The 17,333-nt window shown below is 72.3% G+C and carries 9 protein-coding genes and 1 pseudogene; 3 read left to right on the forward strand and 7 right to left on the reverse strand.

Translation table 11 applies throughout. From position 1 onward, the window contains the following. Nucleotides 1-1,773: pseudogene (locus ABWK99_RS04690) on the reverse strand (hypothetical protein); the annotation flags it as partial. Nucleotides 1,774-2,269: 496 nt separating this feature from the next. Between ABWK99_RS04690 and ABWK99_RS04695 the strand changes: the two are divergent. Beyond that, nucleotides 2,270-3,355, forward strand: coding sequence for a hypothetical protein (locus ABWK99_RS04695; RefSeq protein WP_372593539.1), 1,086 nt, complete (start codon nucleotides 2,270-2,272; stop codon nucleotides 3,353-3,355). A gap of 16 nt (nucleotides 3,356-3,371) precedes the next feature. Here the strand turns inward: ABWK99_RS04695 and ABWK99_RS04700 are convergent, their stop codons facing one another. The 3 genes from ABWK99_RS04700 to ABWK99_RS04710 form a co-directional block, all read right to left on the reverse strand. Continuing rightward, complete coding sequence (locus ABWK99_RS04700; protein WP_372593540.1) at nucleotides 3,372-5,534, reverse strand: hypothetical protein; 2,163 nt, start codon at nucleotides 5,532-5,534, stop codon at nucleotides 3,372-3,374. Between the two features lie 74 nt (nucleotides 5,535-5,608). Beyond that, entirely contained in the window at nucleotides 5,609-7,780 is a 2,172-nt protein-coding gene (locus tag ABWK99_RS04705; RefSeq protein ID WP_372593541.1) for a DUF4214 domain-containing protein, read from the reverse strand. A gap of 55 nt (nucleotides 7,781-7,835) precedes the next feature. Beyond that, on the reverse strand, nucleotides 7,836-8,981 hold the full coding sequence (locus tag ABWK99_RS04710) for a DUF4214 domain-containing protein (protein WP_372593542.1): 1,146 nt from the start codon (nucleotides 8,979-8,981) through the stop codon (nucleotides 7,836-7,838). 151 nt (nucleotides 8,982-9,132) lie between these two features. Between ABWK99_RS04710 and ABWK99_RS04715 the strand changes: the two genes are divergently transcribed. After that, on the forward strand, nucleotides 9,133-11,496 hold the full coding sequence (locus ABWK99_RS04715; RefSeq protein WP_372593543.1) for a glycosyltransferase: 2,364 nt from the start codon (nucleotides 9,133-9,135) through the stop codon (nucleotides 11,494-11,496). A 24-nt stretch (nucleotides 11,497-11,520) separates the two neighbouring features. Here ABWK99_RS04715 and ABWK99_RS04720 read toward each other — a convergent pair whose 3' ends face one another. Continuing rightward, nucleotides 11,521-14,025 (reverse strand): glycosyltransferase, encoded by a 2,505-nt coding sequence (locus ABWK99_RS04720; protein WP_372593544.1) that lies wholly within the window; start codon nucleotides 14,023-14,025, stop codon nucleotides 11,521-11,523. Nucleotides 14,026-14,177: 152 nt separating this feature from the next. On the opposite strand from ABWK99_RS04720, the gene ABWK99_RS04725 reads away from it, so the two are divergent. Then, entirely contained in the window at nucleotides 14,178-15,761 is a 1,584-nt protein-coding gene (locus ABWK99_RS04725) for a DUF2142 domain-containing protein (protein WP_372593545.1), read from the forward strand. 10 nt (nucleotides 15,762-15,771) lie between these two features. Here ABWK99_RS04725 and ABWK99_RS04730 read toward each other — a convergent pair whose 3' ends face one another. Together ABWK99_RS04730 and ABWK99_RS04735 are read right to left on the reverse strand one after the other, a co-directional pair. Next, complete coding sequence (locus tag ABWK99_RS04730) at nucleotides 15,772-16,749, reverse strand: GDP-mannose 4,6-dehydratase (RefSeq protein WP_372593546.1); 978 nt, start codon at nucleotides 16,747-16,749, stop codon at nucleotides 15,772-15,774. Nucleotide 16,750: 1 nt separating this feature from the next. Beyond that, the coding region (locus ABWK99_RS04735) for a GDP-mannose 4,6-dehydratase (RefSeq protein WP_372593547.1) at nucleotides 16,751-17,333 on the reverse strand (583 nt) is incomplete at its 5' end.

Consider the following 17,333-nt stretch of genomic DNA (forward strand, 5'->3'; position numbering starts at 1 on the left):
GACATAGGCCTCGACCGCGGCGGTCACGTCCTGCCGGGCCACGGGCGCCACCGCGTCGACCGGAACGAGGAAGGTGCGGCCGTCCGGCGCGGGCGGGCCCGCGGCTCCGCGACGGTGCGGCCACGGGTCGGGGAGGGCCATCCGCACCACGGGGGGAAGCCCAGGCGCGTCGAGCGCGTCGGCCGCCCCGAGCACCCAGATCTCGTCGAAGGCCCCCAGCACCCTCACCTGGTCGGGCGAGACGGGGTCGGCGCATCCCCAGACGGCGATCGTCTTCCCGGGCCGGGCCGCGAGCGCCTGGACGACACGGTCCTCGGAGAAGTGCTCGGCATCGAGCACCACGACGAGGTTCTCGTGGTGCTGGCCGGCTCCCGGCCCACTGCGGCGCCACGCCCGGTCCTCGCCACAGGCGGAGGGGGCGTCGACGTGCTCGTACGGGACTCCGACGCGAGCGAGCTCCCAGCCGATCCACTCGGCCAGCATCCTGGACTCCCCCGAGGGTTCGGGATCTCCCAGAGCCGCCACCGACCAGCCGGTGCTGCGGATGAGGGGCGACCCCGGTGCCACGGGCGCGTCGAGCCCGAGTGCCGAGTGGTAGGCCGCGAGGTCGGTTGAGCTGTCGAGCCACTCCCGGTAGTAGCGAGAGGCCGCGCCGAGCACGGAGGGGAACCGGGAGCGGAGATCGGCTCGGGACCGCCACAGGGCGATCTCCACGGGAGAGAACGAGGTCCACGGGCAGCACGCCACGGGCGTCACGAGCCAGTCCCTCAACGCCACCGGGTCGGTCAGCGGACGCACCGGCGGCCGCGGGAGCGGGAGGTCTCCGAGCAGCGCGTCGCGATAGACCCTGCGGACCTCCGCGCTCAGGCGCACGCCGACGACCTCGCCATGTCCGTAGGGCGTCGCCTTGCGGTTCTGGTGGTCGGCCGAGACCAACGCCGCCGCGTAGGACGCGCAGAGCTCGACGAGGTGGACGTTCTCCGGGACGAGCACGCGGGGTTCCTCACCGGTGAACCGCGACAGGTGCCAGGGAGTCGAGGAGTCGAACCCGCTGAAGTGGAAGAAGCGCAGGGGAACGCCGTTCACGGTGTACCCGGTGGCGGCATCGCCTGCCAGCGCGCGCTCGTGGATGTTCCAGTACGCGACGTTGAGGCCCGGGTCCCGGAGCACGACATGGTCGAAGAGAGCCGGCACCCAGTCGATCCACCGCTGATCGGTGAAGAGGGCATGGTCGAAGTCGATCACCGCGTCGAGACGGAGCCGCTCCGCCCACCACTCCAGGAAGCGCTCCGACCCCGGCCCGACCGCGATGAACCCGAGGTTGAAGATCCCGGCACGACGGATCGTCAGCTCGGAGACCTCGAGACCGTCCCGCGGCATCGGCTCCAGCGCATGAGGTGTGAGCGCCACGCCGTGCCCGGCAGCCGCCGCCACGACGTCGTCCAGCGGGCCGAGCACCAGGATGTCCGGATCGAGGTAGAGCACGACGTCATGGCCGAGGGACCTGAGGTACCGCAGCATCGCCGGCTTGAGGGCCGTGGCCAGCTCGATCACCGAGTAGGTGACGATCATGGACTCGAGGTCCTCGGCTGCCATGCCCAGGTCCGCCGGCAGGACGACCGTCCCCAGCCCGGTCGCGAGACGGTCGTCCTCGACGCCGTCGATCAGCAGCGTGGCGAGGTGCAATCCAGGGTTGTGCCGAGCCACCGAGGAGTGCAGGACCTCCGCATAGGCCGTGTAGTTGCGCGCGACGATCGTGCAGGCTGCAGCCACATCCCCACTCAGCACGTCAGCAGTCCCGCCCCCATCAGTCCTCACGGCCGAAGCCGCCCGCGCGGGGCCACGACCACCGGCTCGCTCGTCCGCACCGATCAGCATAGGCCACGGGTCGCCCATGGATCTCCCACGGGAGGGGCAAGACCTCGCCGAGGTCCGGGTCGGCACCGGAAGGAGACCCCGGACGGGGCACGGGCTCGATTGCGGGTGACACGAGAGGGGAGGACGGTGGACGTAGGCAGTCGTTCGCCGGAGGTGCGCGATGAACCGTTGGGTCGTCCTCGTGAGTGCAGTGGTGCTGGCCACTTCCGGGTGCGCAACCCCAGAGGTAGCGCCGGTCGAGACGTCCGGCACGCCGTCCGAGTCGACGGTCTCCCCGCCTCCTCCCGCCGCCATCACGTGGAGCGGGCCCCAGGAGCTCGACGACGACAGCACCGTGCCGCTGGCGGCGACGGCAGTCACGGGGCCGGGAGGTCGCGTCGCATATCGCGAGATGCCCGACACCGCCGAGCAGGGGCCGATCACCTGGCTGTACACGTCCCCCGACGGGGAGTCATGGGAGATGGTGCTCGAGTCGGCACACCTCGAGATCGCTGGACTGATGGCCGGCGGCCCCGGGTACGTCCTCGTCGGTACGCGGTACCTCCCTCCGGGCGCGAGCGATCTGCACCTCGCCCCCTGGGCCGCCTGGTCGGCTGACGGCGAGACCTGGCAGGAGGCCGACATCGTCCTCCCGACCCTGGACACCGTCGGCCGTGCGGTCTCGTCCCTGGACCTGACGCCCGGTGGCGTCGGCGTGGCCGCGCCGATGTCGGCCGACGGTCCGACGATCGCGGGGGCCTGGATCAGCGACCTGGTCGCCACCCGTGACGGCTTCGTCGCGCTCGGTCACAGCCAGGATCCCGACCACCGCACCATCCTGTGGACGTCCGTCGACGGCTCGACCTGGATCCCGGAGGCCAGCGATCCCTTCGGTGACGATGTCACCGTGCGTCGACTGGCCGCCGGCACCGACGTGTTCGTCGCCTACGGTCACCGCGACGCCGGGGGCGACCAGCCCGGCGCTCTCCTGACGTGGTACTCGAGCGACGCCGTGCACTGGGCGCCTGCGGTCGGCGACCCCTCCTTCGAGGACGCGTTCGGCGCCGGGCCCCTCGTAGCCGGGGTGGTCGCCGTCGGTGATGGTCTCGTGATGCTCGGCACCGAGTGGGTCGGCCCGCCGATGGCGTGGGTGTCGACCGACGGCCGGACCTGGGGCGCACCGTCGCGGCTGCCCAGCCTGAGCGAGACCAGCGCCGAGATCCGCGCGGTTGCCGCCTCGCCCGACTGGGTCGTGGCGGTCGGCCGAGAGGTCACCGTCGGCGACGACGCCGCAGCGAGCCAGCACCCGGGGATCTGGGCTTCTTCCGACGGGGTCGAGTGGAGCCAGGTCCCGCCCGAGATGCTGCGCGGAAGCAGGACCGAGGCCGGGATCTCCGTCCACGCGGTCGCTTGGGTGGACGACGGCTGGCTCGCTCTGGGGACGGTGTGGGACTACCCCGACGAGGTGCCGACCTCGGTCGCCTGGACCGGCCGTTGAGCGCGCCGATCGCCGGCTACTGCCTGGCCATCACGTTCCCCGTCCCGGCCTCCGTGCTCAACCAGCACGGGGCTGAGACGACCCGGGCCGAGGGCTCGACCGAGACCTGCCACGCGGTGACGAGGAAGTCCACCGAGTACCAGCCGCGGTCCCCAGCGGGCTGAGCGAGGAAGAGGACCGGCTCCTCCACCGTCCCGAGCGGCTCGATCACGACGTCGGGGCGCGCGAGCCGCTCGTCGGCGGGCTGTCCCCCGGTCGACACCTCGAGCAGGACGTACTCGCTGACCTCGGCGCAGGCGGCGACGTACGGGATCTCCTGCGGGAGCAGGAGGTCGTCGGGCTCGAAGTCCTTGGTCGTCCCCCGCGAGACGTTGAACACGTCGACGCCGAAGGTGCGCTCCATCGGGACGGCGATCGCCATCCACGTGTTCGGGAAGGCGGTGTAGCCGGTGACGGTGGCCGCGGCATCCGATCCCCAGTAGACCGGGCCGCTGCCCATCGCTGCGAGGTCGACAGCCTCCGAGGTCAGGGCGTAGGCCCCGCGCAGGAAGGCGTCGGAGCCCGCGAGCCGCAGGGCCGGGATCCCTGGGACCACCGCGAGGGCGACGACCACCAGGGAGGCGAGACCGACGGTCGCTCGAGGCGCCCGAGTGCCGAGCCGACCCGCCCGGCGCTCCGCCACGAGGCGCCGCGCCCCCCAGCCGACGCCCAGGAAGGTCAGCACGATGACGAAAGGCAGCACCTCGCTGACGAGGTAGCGATCCCAGTAGAGATAGAAGGAATGGTCTCGAGCGGACCCGAGCCGTGACGCGTGCAGGGCGAGGAAGACCACCGACGTCGAGCCCATGAGCAGCACGGGGAGCTGGACCGCACCGCTGCGCTCCCGGCCCGCTGCCGCACTGCCGAGGACGGCACCGACCACCAGCACGGGTGAGATGCGCAGGAGGATCTGGCCCACCTCCCCGCCGACGGCCACCTGCCAGGAGACGACGAGCAAGAGCCCGAGAGCGAGGAGGAGCAGGATCGATCGCGCCAGTCCGCGGCCCTCGTTCAGCGGCCCGGTCGGGACGGGGAGGCGGGCAAGGCGGCGCGCCAGCAGTCCGAGCAGGGCCAGCCCGAGCAGGAGACCGAGAGCCACACGCACATCGGCCTCGAAGGCCCCGTTCTCGTCGAGGAAGGACCAGAGCGGGCGCGGCAGCATGCTCTTGAGCTGGGTGTCCACGAAGTACTTGTGGATCCTCGCGATCCCGTACCAGAGCGTCACGGCCGAGGCGATCGCGGAGGCGAACGTCACCCACGCCAAGGGCGCCACCCACCGCCGCCACGCGGGCACCACGAGCGCGCAGGCGACCGCGAGGAGCAGCGGTGGCAGCAGCAGTCCCGCGCTGCTGCGCAGCATCCCCAGGGCGAGCATGGTCACCCCCACGCCGGAGGCCGCCCAGATCCGGTCGTTCGCGGCGCCCGCGGTCAGGGCGCGGTGCACCAGGGAGACCCACAGCACCGTCAGCGGGGCGACGAGGCTCTCGCTCGCGGGAAAGGTCGAGTACCAGACGGCATGGAGGCTCAGGGCCGTCGTCGCGCCGGCAGCGAGGGCGGCACCGCGACCGCCGCCGAGCTGGTGCACGAGCCGAGGGACGCCCACGACGAGGGCGAGACCGACCGCCGTCATCCCGATCGTCGTGTGCTCCGTGCCGAAGAGCTGCGACGCGACCGCGAGGAACGCGGGGAACAGCGGCGGCCACGTCGCGTTGAGAGAACCGGTGCGGACGAACTCGTTCGCCCAGTTGACGTAGGCGCCCATGTCCCCGAGCCACGGCAGGAAGTTCACCTCGTTCAGGCGGAGCAGCCCGGCGACCGCGAGCACGAGCACCCAGGCGACCCCCAGCACCACGGTGCCGCGATCCGGCCGTGGCGAGCGGAGCGACGGCAGCGGCGAACGGCCCGTGGCGAGCATCGCGACGCCCGCGCCCCAGGCGAGCAGGACGGCTCCGAGGCCGAATGCGCCCAGCCATGCCCACCCGGTCACCGCGAGCGGGATCCAGACGAGCCCGTGGAGCAGGGCGTCGACCGTCAGCGCCGCCCAGCCGTCCACGCGCCGTCGCAGCACGGTGGCGGACGGAAGCCCGACGGCAACGAGGATCGCCAGCAGCACCACCGTCGCGAACGCGACCTCCCGCACGCGACCGAGCCCCTCTCCTGGACGTCCCCCCGATCAGCCTGGACGGATGATCCGGAGATCCTACCGTCGCAGGGTCAGTAGCTCGCCTTGAGCCAGTACTCGTCCGAGGCTGCGAGCGCCGCCGCGAGCACGAGGTCGCCCTGGGCCTTGACGAAGGGCTTCCAGCTCGCGCTCCCGCCCGGCTCCGCAGGACGCCCGAGCAGGTCCCGGTAGAGCGCGTCCACCCGGACGGCGAGGGTCTCGGGCGACTGGTAGAAGCCCATGGCGAGCTCGTCCCGGGGCATCCCCGAGCGCAAGGCACCGACCCATCCGGCCACCCCTCCCGCATCGGGCGAGCGGAGCAGGAGCTTGCGGTACAGATCACTCACCCAGGTCGAGTAGTCGCTGCGGCCCACGGTCGAGAAGTACTCCGGAGAGGCGTAGAAGGCGCTGGCGATCTGCGCGACCGGCATGCCCTTCTTCGCCGCGGCCACCCACCCGGCGAGGCCTGCCGCGTCGGGAGCCCTGCCGAGGGTGTCCCGGTAGAACTTGGTGATGACGGTCGAGATCCACTCGTCCGAACGGGACAAGGACGTGGCGACGTCGTACCTGCTGACCTGGTGGCGCGTGAGGCGGTTCGTCCAGGTGCTCAGCTCGGCGCTGCTCGGCTGGCGGTCGAGGAAGTCGCGGTAGATCGTCCGCACGAAGGCCGTGGCGCGCGTGCTGTCCACCGCCGGCAAGGCAGCTGCTCCCGTGCGCTGGGAGTTCGCCTTGAACGTCGGCCACGGCGCGGCCCCGAGTGCCGAGCCCGTCCGGAACACCGTGACGACGAGCTCGTCGGCACCGCTCGTGCTCCGTCCGCGCACCGGCTGGACGATCCAGGTCTTCCCGTTCACCTCGGCGATGGTCGGCGTGCTCGCCGGCGCCAGGATCGTCCCGGTGTAGCCGGACCGGGCGGTGGTCTCCAGGGTGCCGGTCGTCGCGTCGTACACACGGAGCTTCTGCTCACCCTGGGTGACCGCCTCGATCTTGCCGTCACCATCGATGTCGGCGAGCGCGACCCCGGTCTTCGTCCCTGCGTCGAGGTTCCCGCAGGACCCGCTGTCCGTGATGCACCTGTTCCAGCGCTGCGCGCCGGTCGCACCGGAGAAGGACATCAGGTACCCACCGTGGGTCACGACGAACACCTCGGCCTTGCCGTCGCCCGTGACGTCGGCGAGCGACGGCGAGCCGACGACGCGGGCAGGGGTGCCCGCCTGCCACAGGACCTTCCCCGTCCTCCCGTTCAGCGCGGTGATCACGCGACCGTTCGGCTCGCCCCAGTACCCGCCGGTGCCGACCACCACGTCCTGGGCTCCGTCACCGTTGAGGTCCGCGAGCGCGGGCGACGACCAGATCACCTGGCCGGGGAGGAACCAGCGCCACTTCTCGCTGCCGTCGCGGTTGAAGGCCCAGACGTAGCCGCCGCCGGTGGACCCGCAGGGCTGGGTCCCGATCGTGTTGCCCTCGCAGTCGCCGCCGACGACGACGTCGTGCACCCCGTCGCCGTCCACGTCACCGATGGCCGGAGAGGACCAGATGGTGTCCTTGAGCCACTGCGGCCAGCCGGTCAGCGTGGCGCCGGTGCGCCCCGACTGCGCGGACAGGGCCTGTCCCCAGCTCCCCGTCGCGACATCAGGGGTGTCGTCGGAGTCGAGGTACGCGATCGCCGGAGTCGCGATCATCCCGTTCGGTCCGTTCGCCACGATCGGCGCGTCCTGACGGCGCCAGATCGTCGAGGCCGCGCCGTTGCGGAAGGAGTAGGCGGCCAGCACGTTGGAGGTCGTCGCGATCGTCACGTCGAGGACGCCGTCACCGTTCAGGTCCGCGAGGGCGGGCGAGGCCTGGATCCCTCCGCTCCTGCTCGCGGTGTCGATCCCGCCCACGTCGATCGAGGCCACGATCGCACCGGAGATGGTGAACACGCGCAGCATGCTGCTCAGCCCACCCCCGACGACGATGTTCGGCTCTCCGTTGCCGGTCACGTCCCCGACGGCAGCCGAGGACCAGACCTCGCCGGCCGAGAAGGTGAGGAGAGGCTGGCCGGCGGTCGCGAGCGAGACCCGGGAGAACGGTGCTCCGACCTCGGTCAGCCCCGTCGTGGCGGCCGCTGCCCCGCTGGTCACCGCGCCGGAGACGACGAGCGGCAGTGCGACGGCAGCGGCGAGGACGGCGCCGAGGCCGCGTCGCCCGGACCTCGGTGTGGCGCGTCGTGGCGTGCGTGTCATCGGGTGCTCACGATCCTCGTGGGGACTGCGGTCGGTTCTACTTACTGATCGGCGCTCAGCGCCCGGCCTTGAGGTAGTACTCCTCGGACGAGGCAATCCACGCCGCGAGAGCGAGGTCGCCCTGCTCCAGGACGATCGGGGTCCAGTGGGCGACCCCGGCCGCGTCGCCGGTCCGGCCGAGCAGGGTGCGGTACAGCGACTCCACCCGGACCCGGCCGGTCTCGCGGGACTGGTAGAAGGAGTAGGCGATCGCGTCGCGGCCGGTGCCCTGCTCGAGGAGGCCGAGCCAGTGCGCGACACCGGCGGCGTCCGGGGCGCGGAAGAGCAGGACGTCGTACAGGTCCCTGACCCACACCCCGCGGTCCCCGCCCACCCGGGCGAAGTACTCGGGGGACCCGTAGAAGGCTGCGGCGATCTGGGCCACGGGCATCCCGGACCGCGCGGCGGCGACCCATCCCGCCAGCCCCGCCGCGTCGGGCTCCCTGCCGAGGGTGTCCTGGTAGAACCGGGTGATCACCGACTCGATCCACTCAGGGGTCTGCGTCATCGCGGTGGCGACCTCCTGCCGCGACATCCCGCGCCCCAGGGCGTCGACCCAGCCGGCCACCTCCGTGCTCGAGCCGGTGCGTCCGAGCAGATCGCGGTACAGGGCCCGGACGAAGTCCTCGGCCCCCGAGCGGTCGAACGGGTACGAGGCGAAGACCTGCACCCAGTAGTGGGTGTAGGGGCTCCCCGCGACACTGACATGCCCGACACCGATGTGCGTGTACGACCCGAGGATGTTCGCGGCGTGGCCGCTCGAGCTCATCCACCCGCCCATCACGGCTCCGGCCGAGGAGTACCCCGCGGCGATGTTCTCCCCGCAGCACGAGGACCAGCCCGCCCGCGCGTAGGACTGCCGGAAGGCGTTCGACGCGTGCGCGAAGGTCCCGGTCGTCCCCATCTGCCGGGCCCAGGCCACCGCCGCCGCGTCGAGCGCCGGGTCCCTGGTCAGGGCGCCGAGCCCTGCTGAGGCACGTTCGGCGTTGACGGCAGCGGAGACGTCGTCGGCCGCCTGGTCGGCCGACGCCGGCAGCGCCCCGGCGACAGCCGTGAGCACGGCGAGCAGCACGACCGTCACGAGCCGCCGCAGGCCCGCCCCGCGATGCGCCCTGCGGACGGGCGGACGGGGGTCCTCGCAGGAGCTCGTCAGGGTGCGCATCCCCACAGGGTCGCGCTCGGCGCGCGCGCCGTCACGAGGCACCCTCGGCAATCCCGACGAAACTGGACGAGCCGCCCGAACGCGTCTCACCATGCGGACAGCCGGCTCGACTAGGCTCGCGGGGATCGCCAGGACCCGGAGGAGGTGTGCGGTGCAGGTCGCCGTCGTCAGCTGGACCGCCGTCTCCGGGCGGGCCCGGTCCACCGTGCGTCATTCCCTCGCGCTCGGCCTGCGCGTCGGCGTGCTCGACCTCGACGGCTCCTACCTGCCCTGCGGCGCCGAGACCGTCCTGCGGGGGTCGGACCTGGGCCGACCCGACGCGAGCCTGCGCCGGTCGGCCGCTCGCCTCGGCGCCCGCCTGCTCGCCCGCTCCCTCCAGCCGGCCCTCGCCCGCCGGCTCGCCGGTGGCACCGAGGAGGTCGTCCTGCTCCTGGAGCCGGGAGTCCTGCTGCTCGCCTCACCGACGGACCTCGAGAGCGCGGCCGTGGAGCACGGGTTCGCCCTCGTGGCGCGGGATCCCGGACCCACGGACGGCGACGGGCTCCACCCCGATGCGCAGGACCTGGCAGAGCTCGGCGCCCACCACCCCGGCATGATCGCCGTACGAGCGGATGCACGCGGCGGTGACGTGCTCGACCGCTGGGCCGCGGCCACCGGTCAGGAGGCGCGCTGGCTCGACGTGATGGCTGCCGGCGCCGAGCACGGGACGCTGCACGGTCCCGCCGCCCTGCTGAGCGCCTGGACGCTGCACCCGGGCCACCGGGCCGAGGCCGGCCCGCCCCTCCTGGTCGACGGCCGAGCCGTCGTCGCCGTCGACCTGTCGGCACTCGACCCTGACGCGCCGTGGGTCCTGGACCCGCGGATGCCCGCCCCGCGCGCCCGGCTGAGCGACCATCCTGCTCTCGCGGAGCTGGTCAGGGACGAGCTCGGCCGGTGGTCGCAGGACCCCGGGACCGACGGGGAGTGGGACCCGGACCGCACGGGCTTCGGCCTGCCGCTCGACGACGCCCTGCGCCACGCCGCGAGTGCCGCCGGCGACTCGGACCCCGACGTGCTCGACCCCGCTCAGGCCGTCGCCGCGCGCGACTGGCTCGCAGCGGCGGACGGCGGGCCAGGACCGTACCTGCGCGGTCTGCACGCGCGGCCCGACCTCAGCGCGGCGTTCCCGCACGTCCCCGGCGCGGACGAGGCCGGCTTCCTCGCCTGGGCCCGCCGACATGCCGGGGACGACGGGGCGGAGGCGACTCTCCTGGTCCCCGCCCTGGACGCGGCGGACCGAAGCCTTGCCGCCCGGGTCTCCGCCGAGGAGCGGGGACGCGCGCAGGGCCGCCCCCGCCCCGGCGTCAACGTGATCGGCTTCATGGGGGCCGAGCTGGGGATCGGCGAGTCGGCACGACTCGTGCTCTCGGCCCTCGAGGCGCACGAGGTCCCGTGCGCCCCGACCTCGGTCGACCGCTTCTCCCAGAGCCGGGTCATGACCCAGGCGCAGGACCGTGCACGGGCCGAGGCCTTCGACACGACGGTCCTGTGCGTCAACTCCGACCTCACCCCGACGGTGGCCCCGGCGGTGGCCGACCTGCTCGACCGCAGCTACCGGATCGGCATGTGGTACTGGGAGGTCGAGGACTTCCCCGCGACGCAGCACGGCGGCTTCGGCGTGCTCGACGAGGTCTGGGTCGCGACCGACTTCGTGCGGCGAGCGATCGAGCCGCACTCCCCCGTACCCGTCCGCACCCTCATGCCGCCGCTGCCCCAGCGCAGCGGGGAGCCGGTGCTCGACAGGCGCGCCCTCGGCCTTCCCGACCGGCCGTACCTGCTGTTCTCCTTCGACTTCCTCTCCACGGCGGAGCGCAAGAACCCCGTCGGGCTGATCGAGGCCTTCACGGCGGCATTCGCCCCCGACGAGGGTCCCCTGCTCGTCATCAAGTCGATCAACGCGGCCAAGCGTCCCGTGCAGGCGGAGCGGCTCCGGCTGGCCGCAGCGGGCCGACCGGACGTGCTCCTCCTGGACCGGCACCTGGACCCCGAGGCACGCGACGCGCTCGTCGCGCACTGCGCGGGGTACGTCTCCCTGCACCGAGCCGAGGGGCTCGGCCTGACGATGGCGGAGGCGATGGCGTGGGGTCGTCCGGTGGTCGCCACCGGCTACTCCGGCAACCTGCAGTTCATGACCGAGGAGAACAGCTTCCTCGTGCCCTGGCGACCCGCGACGGTCCCGAGCGGCGCCCCGCCCTACCCCGCTGGGGGCACCTGGGCCGATCCGGACCTCGATGCCGCGGCGCGGATCCTGCGCGGGCTCGTCGAGGAACCGCAGGTGGCGGCCGACCGCGCAGCCCGTGCTGCCCAGGACATCGCGACCCTGCACACGCCCGAGGTGGCCGGACGAGCCTTCGCCGCACGCCTGGACGAGCTCGCGAGAGCACGCAGGGCTCGGGCCTCGGGGCTGACCCCCGCCCAGCTGCGCGGCTCGGCCCGGCGGCTCGCGACCGGAGTGGCCAGGCGTCTGCTCGGCTGAGGTCCTCCCCGGCGATCGGTTCCCTCAGGAGCCCCCGAGCACCCGACGCACCCGCCCGACGGCCCGGCGCGTGACCTCCTTGGTCCCCCCTGCCCTCAGGTAGGCCCGTGCGAGGGCGAGGTCGGCCTTCACGCTCGGCCGCGGGACCGAACGGCGCCGCCGCGGGGCACTCGCCGACACCGGCTCGCGGTCCGCGAGGTCGGCCGCCCGGCGCGGATGCCGGCAGAACTCCACGAGCGGCGCGAGGACGGTCGACCAGGCGTACTGCCCGGCGAACGCCCGGACCGCCTCTCGGGCTGCGGCGGAGGCGTCCTCGTCGTAGAGCATCGCCTCCAGCGCCTCCTCGAGCGCCTCGACGTCCTGGGCGGGAACCGCGCGTCCCAGCCCGTGCTCCCGGATCAGCGCCCCGAAGGTGTCTCCCTCCGTCGCGACGATCGGCAGCCCCGCCCACAGGTAGTCCAGGATCCGGGTGCGGAAGCTGAACTCGGTCTCCACGTGGTGGAAGTGCGTCGAGACGCCGACGTCCGCGTCCAGCAGGTAGTCCGCTCGCTGCTCGTAGGGCACCCAGCCCTCGTTGAAGAAGACGTGGCTCCCGGTCAGCCCGAGCTCGCGCGCGAGCTCCTGGGTCTGGAACGCCACCGTCATCGCCGGGACCCCCGGGTTGGGGTGCTTCATCCCGAGGAAGTACAGGCGCACCTCGGGATGCCGGTCCTTGAGCCGGTCGACGGCCCGCACGAGCGTGAGCGGGTCGAACCAGTTGTAGACGCCTCCACCCCACAGGATGACCTTGTCGTCCGGCCCGATCCCGTCCACCCCGCCCTTGATCGCGTGCCGCTGCTGGACGGGAGGCTCGTCACCGATCCCGAAGGGGATCACGCCGAGGAGGTTGTCGAGGCTCTGGTCCTCGTCGTAGACGGCCGGGCTGATCCGTCCCTGACCGGCGAGCTGCCCCAGCCAGAAGTCGCGCTGCTTCGCCGAGGCGCACATGAGGTAGTCGGCCCGCCTCAGCTGCTCGTTGAGCGCATGGGTCGTCACCGCGAGCGCGTTGAGCCGTCCGTCCGGGCCGAGGTCCTTGGCCTGCTCGAGCTGCTCGAGGTGCATCGGGTCGTAGATGTCCGCCACGACCACGGCGGAGCTGGTCTTGATCCACGGCGCCGTCTCCAGGAGGAAGCCCTGGAAGACGATGACATCAGCCCAGTCCGTCGGTTCGCGGAGCCCCGTCCCGGCGGCGTACTCGACCGAGAACGCCTCGCTGCGTCGCTGGGCGCCGGCGGTCGAGACGAGCCGCACCTCGTGCTCGGGAGCCAGGGCCTTCGCGATCTCCCAGGCGCGGATCGCCGGCCCGGCCATGCGTTCGAGCAGGGGCTCGCCCGTCACCACGAGGATCCGGTGCCGAGCGGTGAAGTGCTCCACGATGCCGAAGGCCTCCAGGAGCACCTCATGGGCCGCGAGGTACGCGGGCATCCCGTAGGCGGGCTCGATCGCCTCCCGGAACAGGGGGAAGAGATCGCGATCGCTGCGCCGACGCCGCGACTGGAGCTCGGTGCGCGTGGCCAGCAGGCTCGGCAGCTGCTCGACGAAGTAGTCGATGGCATAGGGCCCGGTCAGCGCCATCTTGGGGATCTCGATGCTGCCGACGTCGTCGCCGCCGGGTGAGCGCTGCAGGTCCAGGGCCGTCGCGTCCACGCCCGTGCGGGCGACCGAACGCCGCACGGCAAGGGCCATGGCGGCGGGAAGGGCCTTGGCGAGCGAGACGTCGTCGTAGTTCTTGTACATGCACAGCAGGGCGTTGCGCTCGAGCAGGTAGCTCTCGCGGAAGTTGCCGAACTTCTTCATCGTCACGTGGTGGCGGTGGAACGCGACCGAGCCCGGCACGTACCGCACGCGATGGCCGAGCAGGTTGAGCCGCCAGCCCAGGTCGACGTCCTCGTAGAACATGAAGAAGCGCTCGTCGAAGCCACCGACCTCGCGGTAGAGGTCGGCGCGCACGAACATCGCCGCTCCCGTGCCGAAGAGCACGTCCTTCGCCGTGTCCCACGCGCCCTCGTCCGGCTTCTCGACCTCGCGCTTGTAGCCCATGCCGAACCAGGTCAGCGAGCCGTCGACGTAGTCGATCAGCTTCCCGTCCCAGTCGAGCACCTTCGAGGCGACCGAGCCGATCGACGCGTCCTCCGCCATGGCCTGGACGGCCGCCGAGATCCACTCGCGACCCGGCCTGGCGTCGTTGTTGATGAAGGCGACGAACTCACCTGTCGCATGCGCCACACCGAGGTTGCAGCCACCGGCGAACCCGGAGTTCGACCCCGACTCGACCACCGTGGCGCCGGGCACCGCCGCGCGGATCTGCTCGGCGCCGCCGTCGCCCGAGTCGTTGTCCACGACGATGAGCTCGAGCCGGTCGGCCGGCCACTCGACGTCGTCGAAGGCGCGCAGGCAGGTGATCGTGTCGGACGCGCCCCGGTAGTTGACCAGGATCACCGAGACGACACCCGGCCTGGTCTCGCGCTCCTGGAGAGCCCGCGCGGTCATCGACCGATCGTTCCGGTGCGCACGTGGGGTGGTCCTCTCCTCGTTCGGGGCCTGCGTCGACGGAGCCGACCCTGGCGATCCTATGACGAGCGGCCGAGCACCCTCACTCCGGCACGTCCGTCGGGCTCAGGTTGCTCCGCTAGCCTCCGCCGATGCCCCCCCGCATGTACCTGGCGCTCGTCGCCGTCCTGACCAGCACCTTCGCCGTCGTGGGCGTCGGATGGTCGGTCCTGACGCCTGCCTTCCACGCCCCCGACGAGCCCCAGCACCTCAACAGCACCCTGCGCATCATGACCGGTCACGGGTGGCCGGCTCCCGGCGAGGCCTACCTTACCGAGGGCACCGTCGTCGCCATGCAGGAAGCGGGCTTCGGCTCCGGGTACGCGGTCTTCACCACCGATGCCCAGGTCCCGAGGTTCGGGAGGTCGGTCGTCACCGAGCTCGACGGACCGTACCCGGACGCGGACTCGCCGTCCTACGACCAGATGACGCAGCACCCACCTGCGTACTACGCCCTGTGGGCTGCCCTGCTGACCGTCCTGGGGGCGGACGACTGGCCGTGGGACGACCAGCTCCTCGCGCTGCGCCTGCTCGGCGTCGGGCTGGTGAGCGGGGTCGTCCCGCTCGCTGCCGGGTCGGCTCGACTGCTCACCGGCTCGTCGGAGGTCGGGACCGTCGCCGCCGCCGTCCCGCTGGCCGTCCCGCAGTTCACGCACATCGCCGCGACCGTCTCCAACGACACCTTGACGACGCTGGCGGGGGCAGCCGTGACCTACCTCGTGGTCAGGGCGATGGTCCTCGGCACCGACGGACGGACGACGGTGTGGACGGGGATCGCCCTCGGCGTCGGCCTGCTGACCAAGGGCTTCCTCCTGGCCGCCATCCCCCTGGTCGCCATCGCCCTCCTGCTCGCTCCTCGTCGCGGACGAGCGACCACCGCGCGCACGCGACTCGGGAGCGCACTCCTCGCGCTGGTGATCGCCTTCGCTATCGGCGGCTGGTGGTGGCTCAGGAACCTCGTGGTGCACGGCACCCTTCAGCCGAGCGGTGCGCCGGAGATGCTTCCCGACGCCGAGAGCGCGGTGACGACCTCGACCATCGAGTTCCTCGTCGCGGCGACCGTCCGGCTCTCCCAGTCGTTCTGGGGCAACTTCGGCTGGCTGGACCTCGCCCTGCCGTTCTGGATCGTGGTGGGCGCACAGCTCGCGCTGCTCGCCTCAGCGGTGGGCGCGGCGATCTGGGCCATCCGGAACCGACGCCTGCGGGCTCTGACGGTCTGCTGGCTCTACCCCGGGGCGATCCTCGCGATCGTCCTCGTCGGTGCCCATGCCAACCACCAGCGCACCGGTCTCTACCCGGGGCTGCAGGGTCGGTACCTCTTCTCCGCCATCGTGGTCATCGCTCTGACGGTGGCGCTCGCCACGGCACTCCTGCCCCCGCGCCACCGCTGGGTGCTTCCCCCCGTGGCGGCGACCGTGGCCGTGGCCGCCGCGTGCGGGGCCCTCGTCTTCGCCTTCATCGGGATGTGGGGATCGGACGGGGCAGCGGTCTCGGTGGCAGCGCGGCGCTGGTCGGAGTGGGGATTCGTCCCTCCGGCGGCGCTGGCGCTCGGGAGCGGGCTGATCGTGCTGCTCGGGCTCGCGGCGGCCACGACGGCGCTGCTGGCAGCGCGGCGGGCGCGCCCGGCGGTCACGGCCGAGGCACGCGAGCCCGAGCTCTCGACCGTGGACGCGTGACCGCGGGCTCTCAGGCCTCGGCGCGCACCAGGGCGAGGTCGGCGTCGACCATCCGCCCGACGAGCTCGTCGAAGCTCACCGTCGGGGCCCAGCCGAGCTCCCGGTGCGCCTTGCTCGCGTCGCCGACCATCAGCGGGGCGTCCTGCGGACGAAGGAAGGCCGGGTCGACCTCGACGTGCTCGTGCCACGTGTCGCCGACGCCCGCCCGGCGCAGTGCCGCCTCGGCGAACTGCGCGACGGTGTGCGCCGTGCCGGAGGCGACGACGAAGTCGTCCGGCCGGGTGTGCCGAGCCGCGAGCACCATGGCTGCGACGTAGTCCGGTGCCCAGCCCCAGTCGCGCTTCGCGTCGAGGTTGCCGAGCCGGATGACGCCGGACCCCTCGACCCCGATGCGGGCGGCGGCGGCGGTGATCTTCCGGGTCACGAAGGTCGTGGGGCGACGCGGTGACTCGTGGTTGAACAGGATGCAGCTCGCCACGTGCAGGCCTCGGCCGCGGTAGACCCCTGCCATGTGATGGGCGTAGGCCTTGGCCGCACCGTACGGCGAGACCGGTCGGATGGCGGTGCGCTCGTCCTGCGGGACCACCTCGGCCTCGCCGAACATCTCCGCGCTGCTCGCCTGGACGCAGCGCACGGGACGTCCCGTGCGCTCCTGGAGCTCGAGCGCGGCCTGCAGCAGGACGGCGACCGCCACCCCGCTCAGCTCGGCGGTGAGCACCGGGTGCTCCCAGGAGAACGCGACCGAGCTGATCCCCGCGAAGTTGTAGAGCTCGTCCGGCTCGACCTCCTGCACGAGGGCCGCGAGACCGGCGGAGTCCGCCAGGTCGCCCGGGTGCAGGACCACCGAGGGGTACGCGGCTGCGAAGTCCGGGACGGTCGCGTCCTTGTCGTGGACGAAACCGTGCACCTCGCAGCCCTCGGCGAGGAGCTGCTCGACGAGGTAGCCGCCGTCCTGCCCGGTGATCCCGGTGACGAGGACCCGCCGCACGCTACCGACCAACCTGGGAGCGCTGCTCCTCGAGGTCGTTCTCCACCATCATCGTGACGAGCTCGGTGAAGCTCACCTTGGGCTCCCAGCCGAGCACGTCCTTCGCCTTGGCGGAGTCACCGATGAGCAGCTCGACCTCTGCCGGCCGCATGAAGCGCGGGTCCTGCTTGACGTAGCCGGACCAGTCCTCGATGCCCACGGCGCCGAACGCCACGTCGAGCAGCTCGCGGATCGAGTGGGTCTCCCCCGTCGAGACGACGTAGTCGTCGGCGGTGTCCTGCTGGAGCATGCGCCACATCGCCTCGACGTAGTCGCCGGCGAAGCCCCAGTCGCGCTTGGCGTCGAGGTTGCCCATGACGATCTCGTCCTGCAGGCCGAGCTTGATGCGGGCGACCGCCATGCTGACCTTGCGGGTGACGAACTCCGGGCCACGGCGCGGGGACTCGTGGTTGAACAGGATCCCCGAGGAGGCGTGCATCCCGTAGGACTCGCGGTAGTTGATGGTCATGTAGTGGCCGAAGACCTTCGCCACGCCGTAGGGCGAGCGGGGCCACAGCAGCGTGGACTCGCGCTGCGGGACCTCC

It is taken from the genome of Actinotalea sp. (assembly GCF_041597215.1).
GTDB lineage: Bacteria > Actinomycetota > Actinomycetes > Actinomycetales > Cellulomonadaceae > Actinotalea.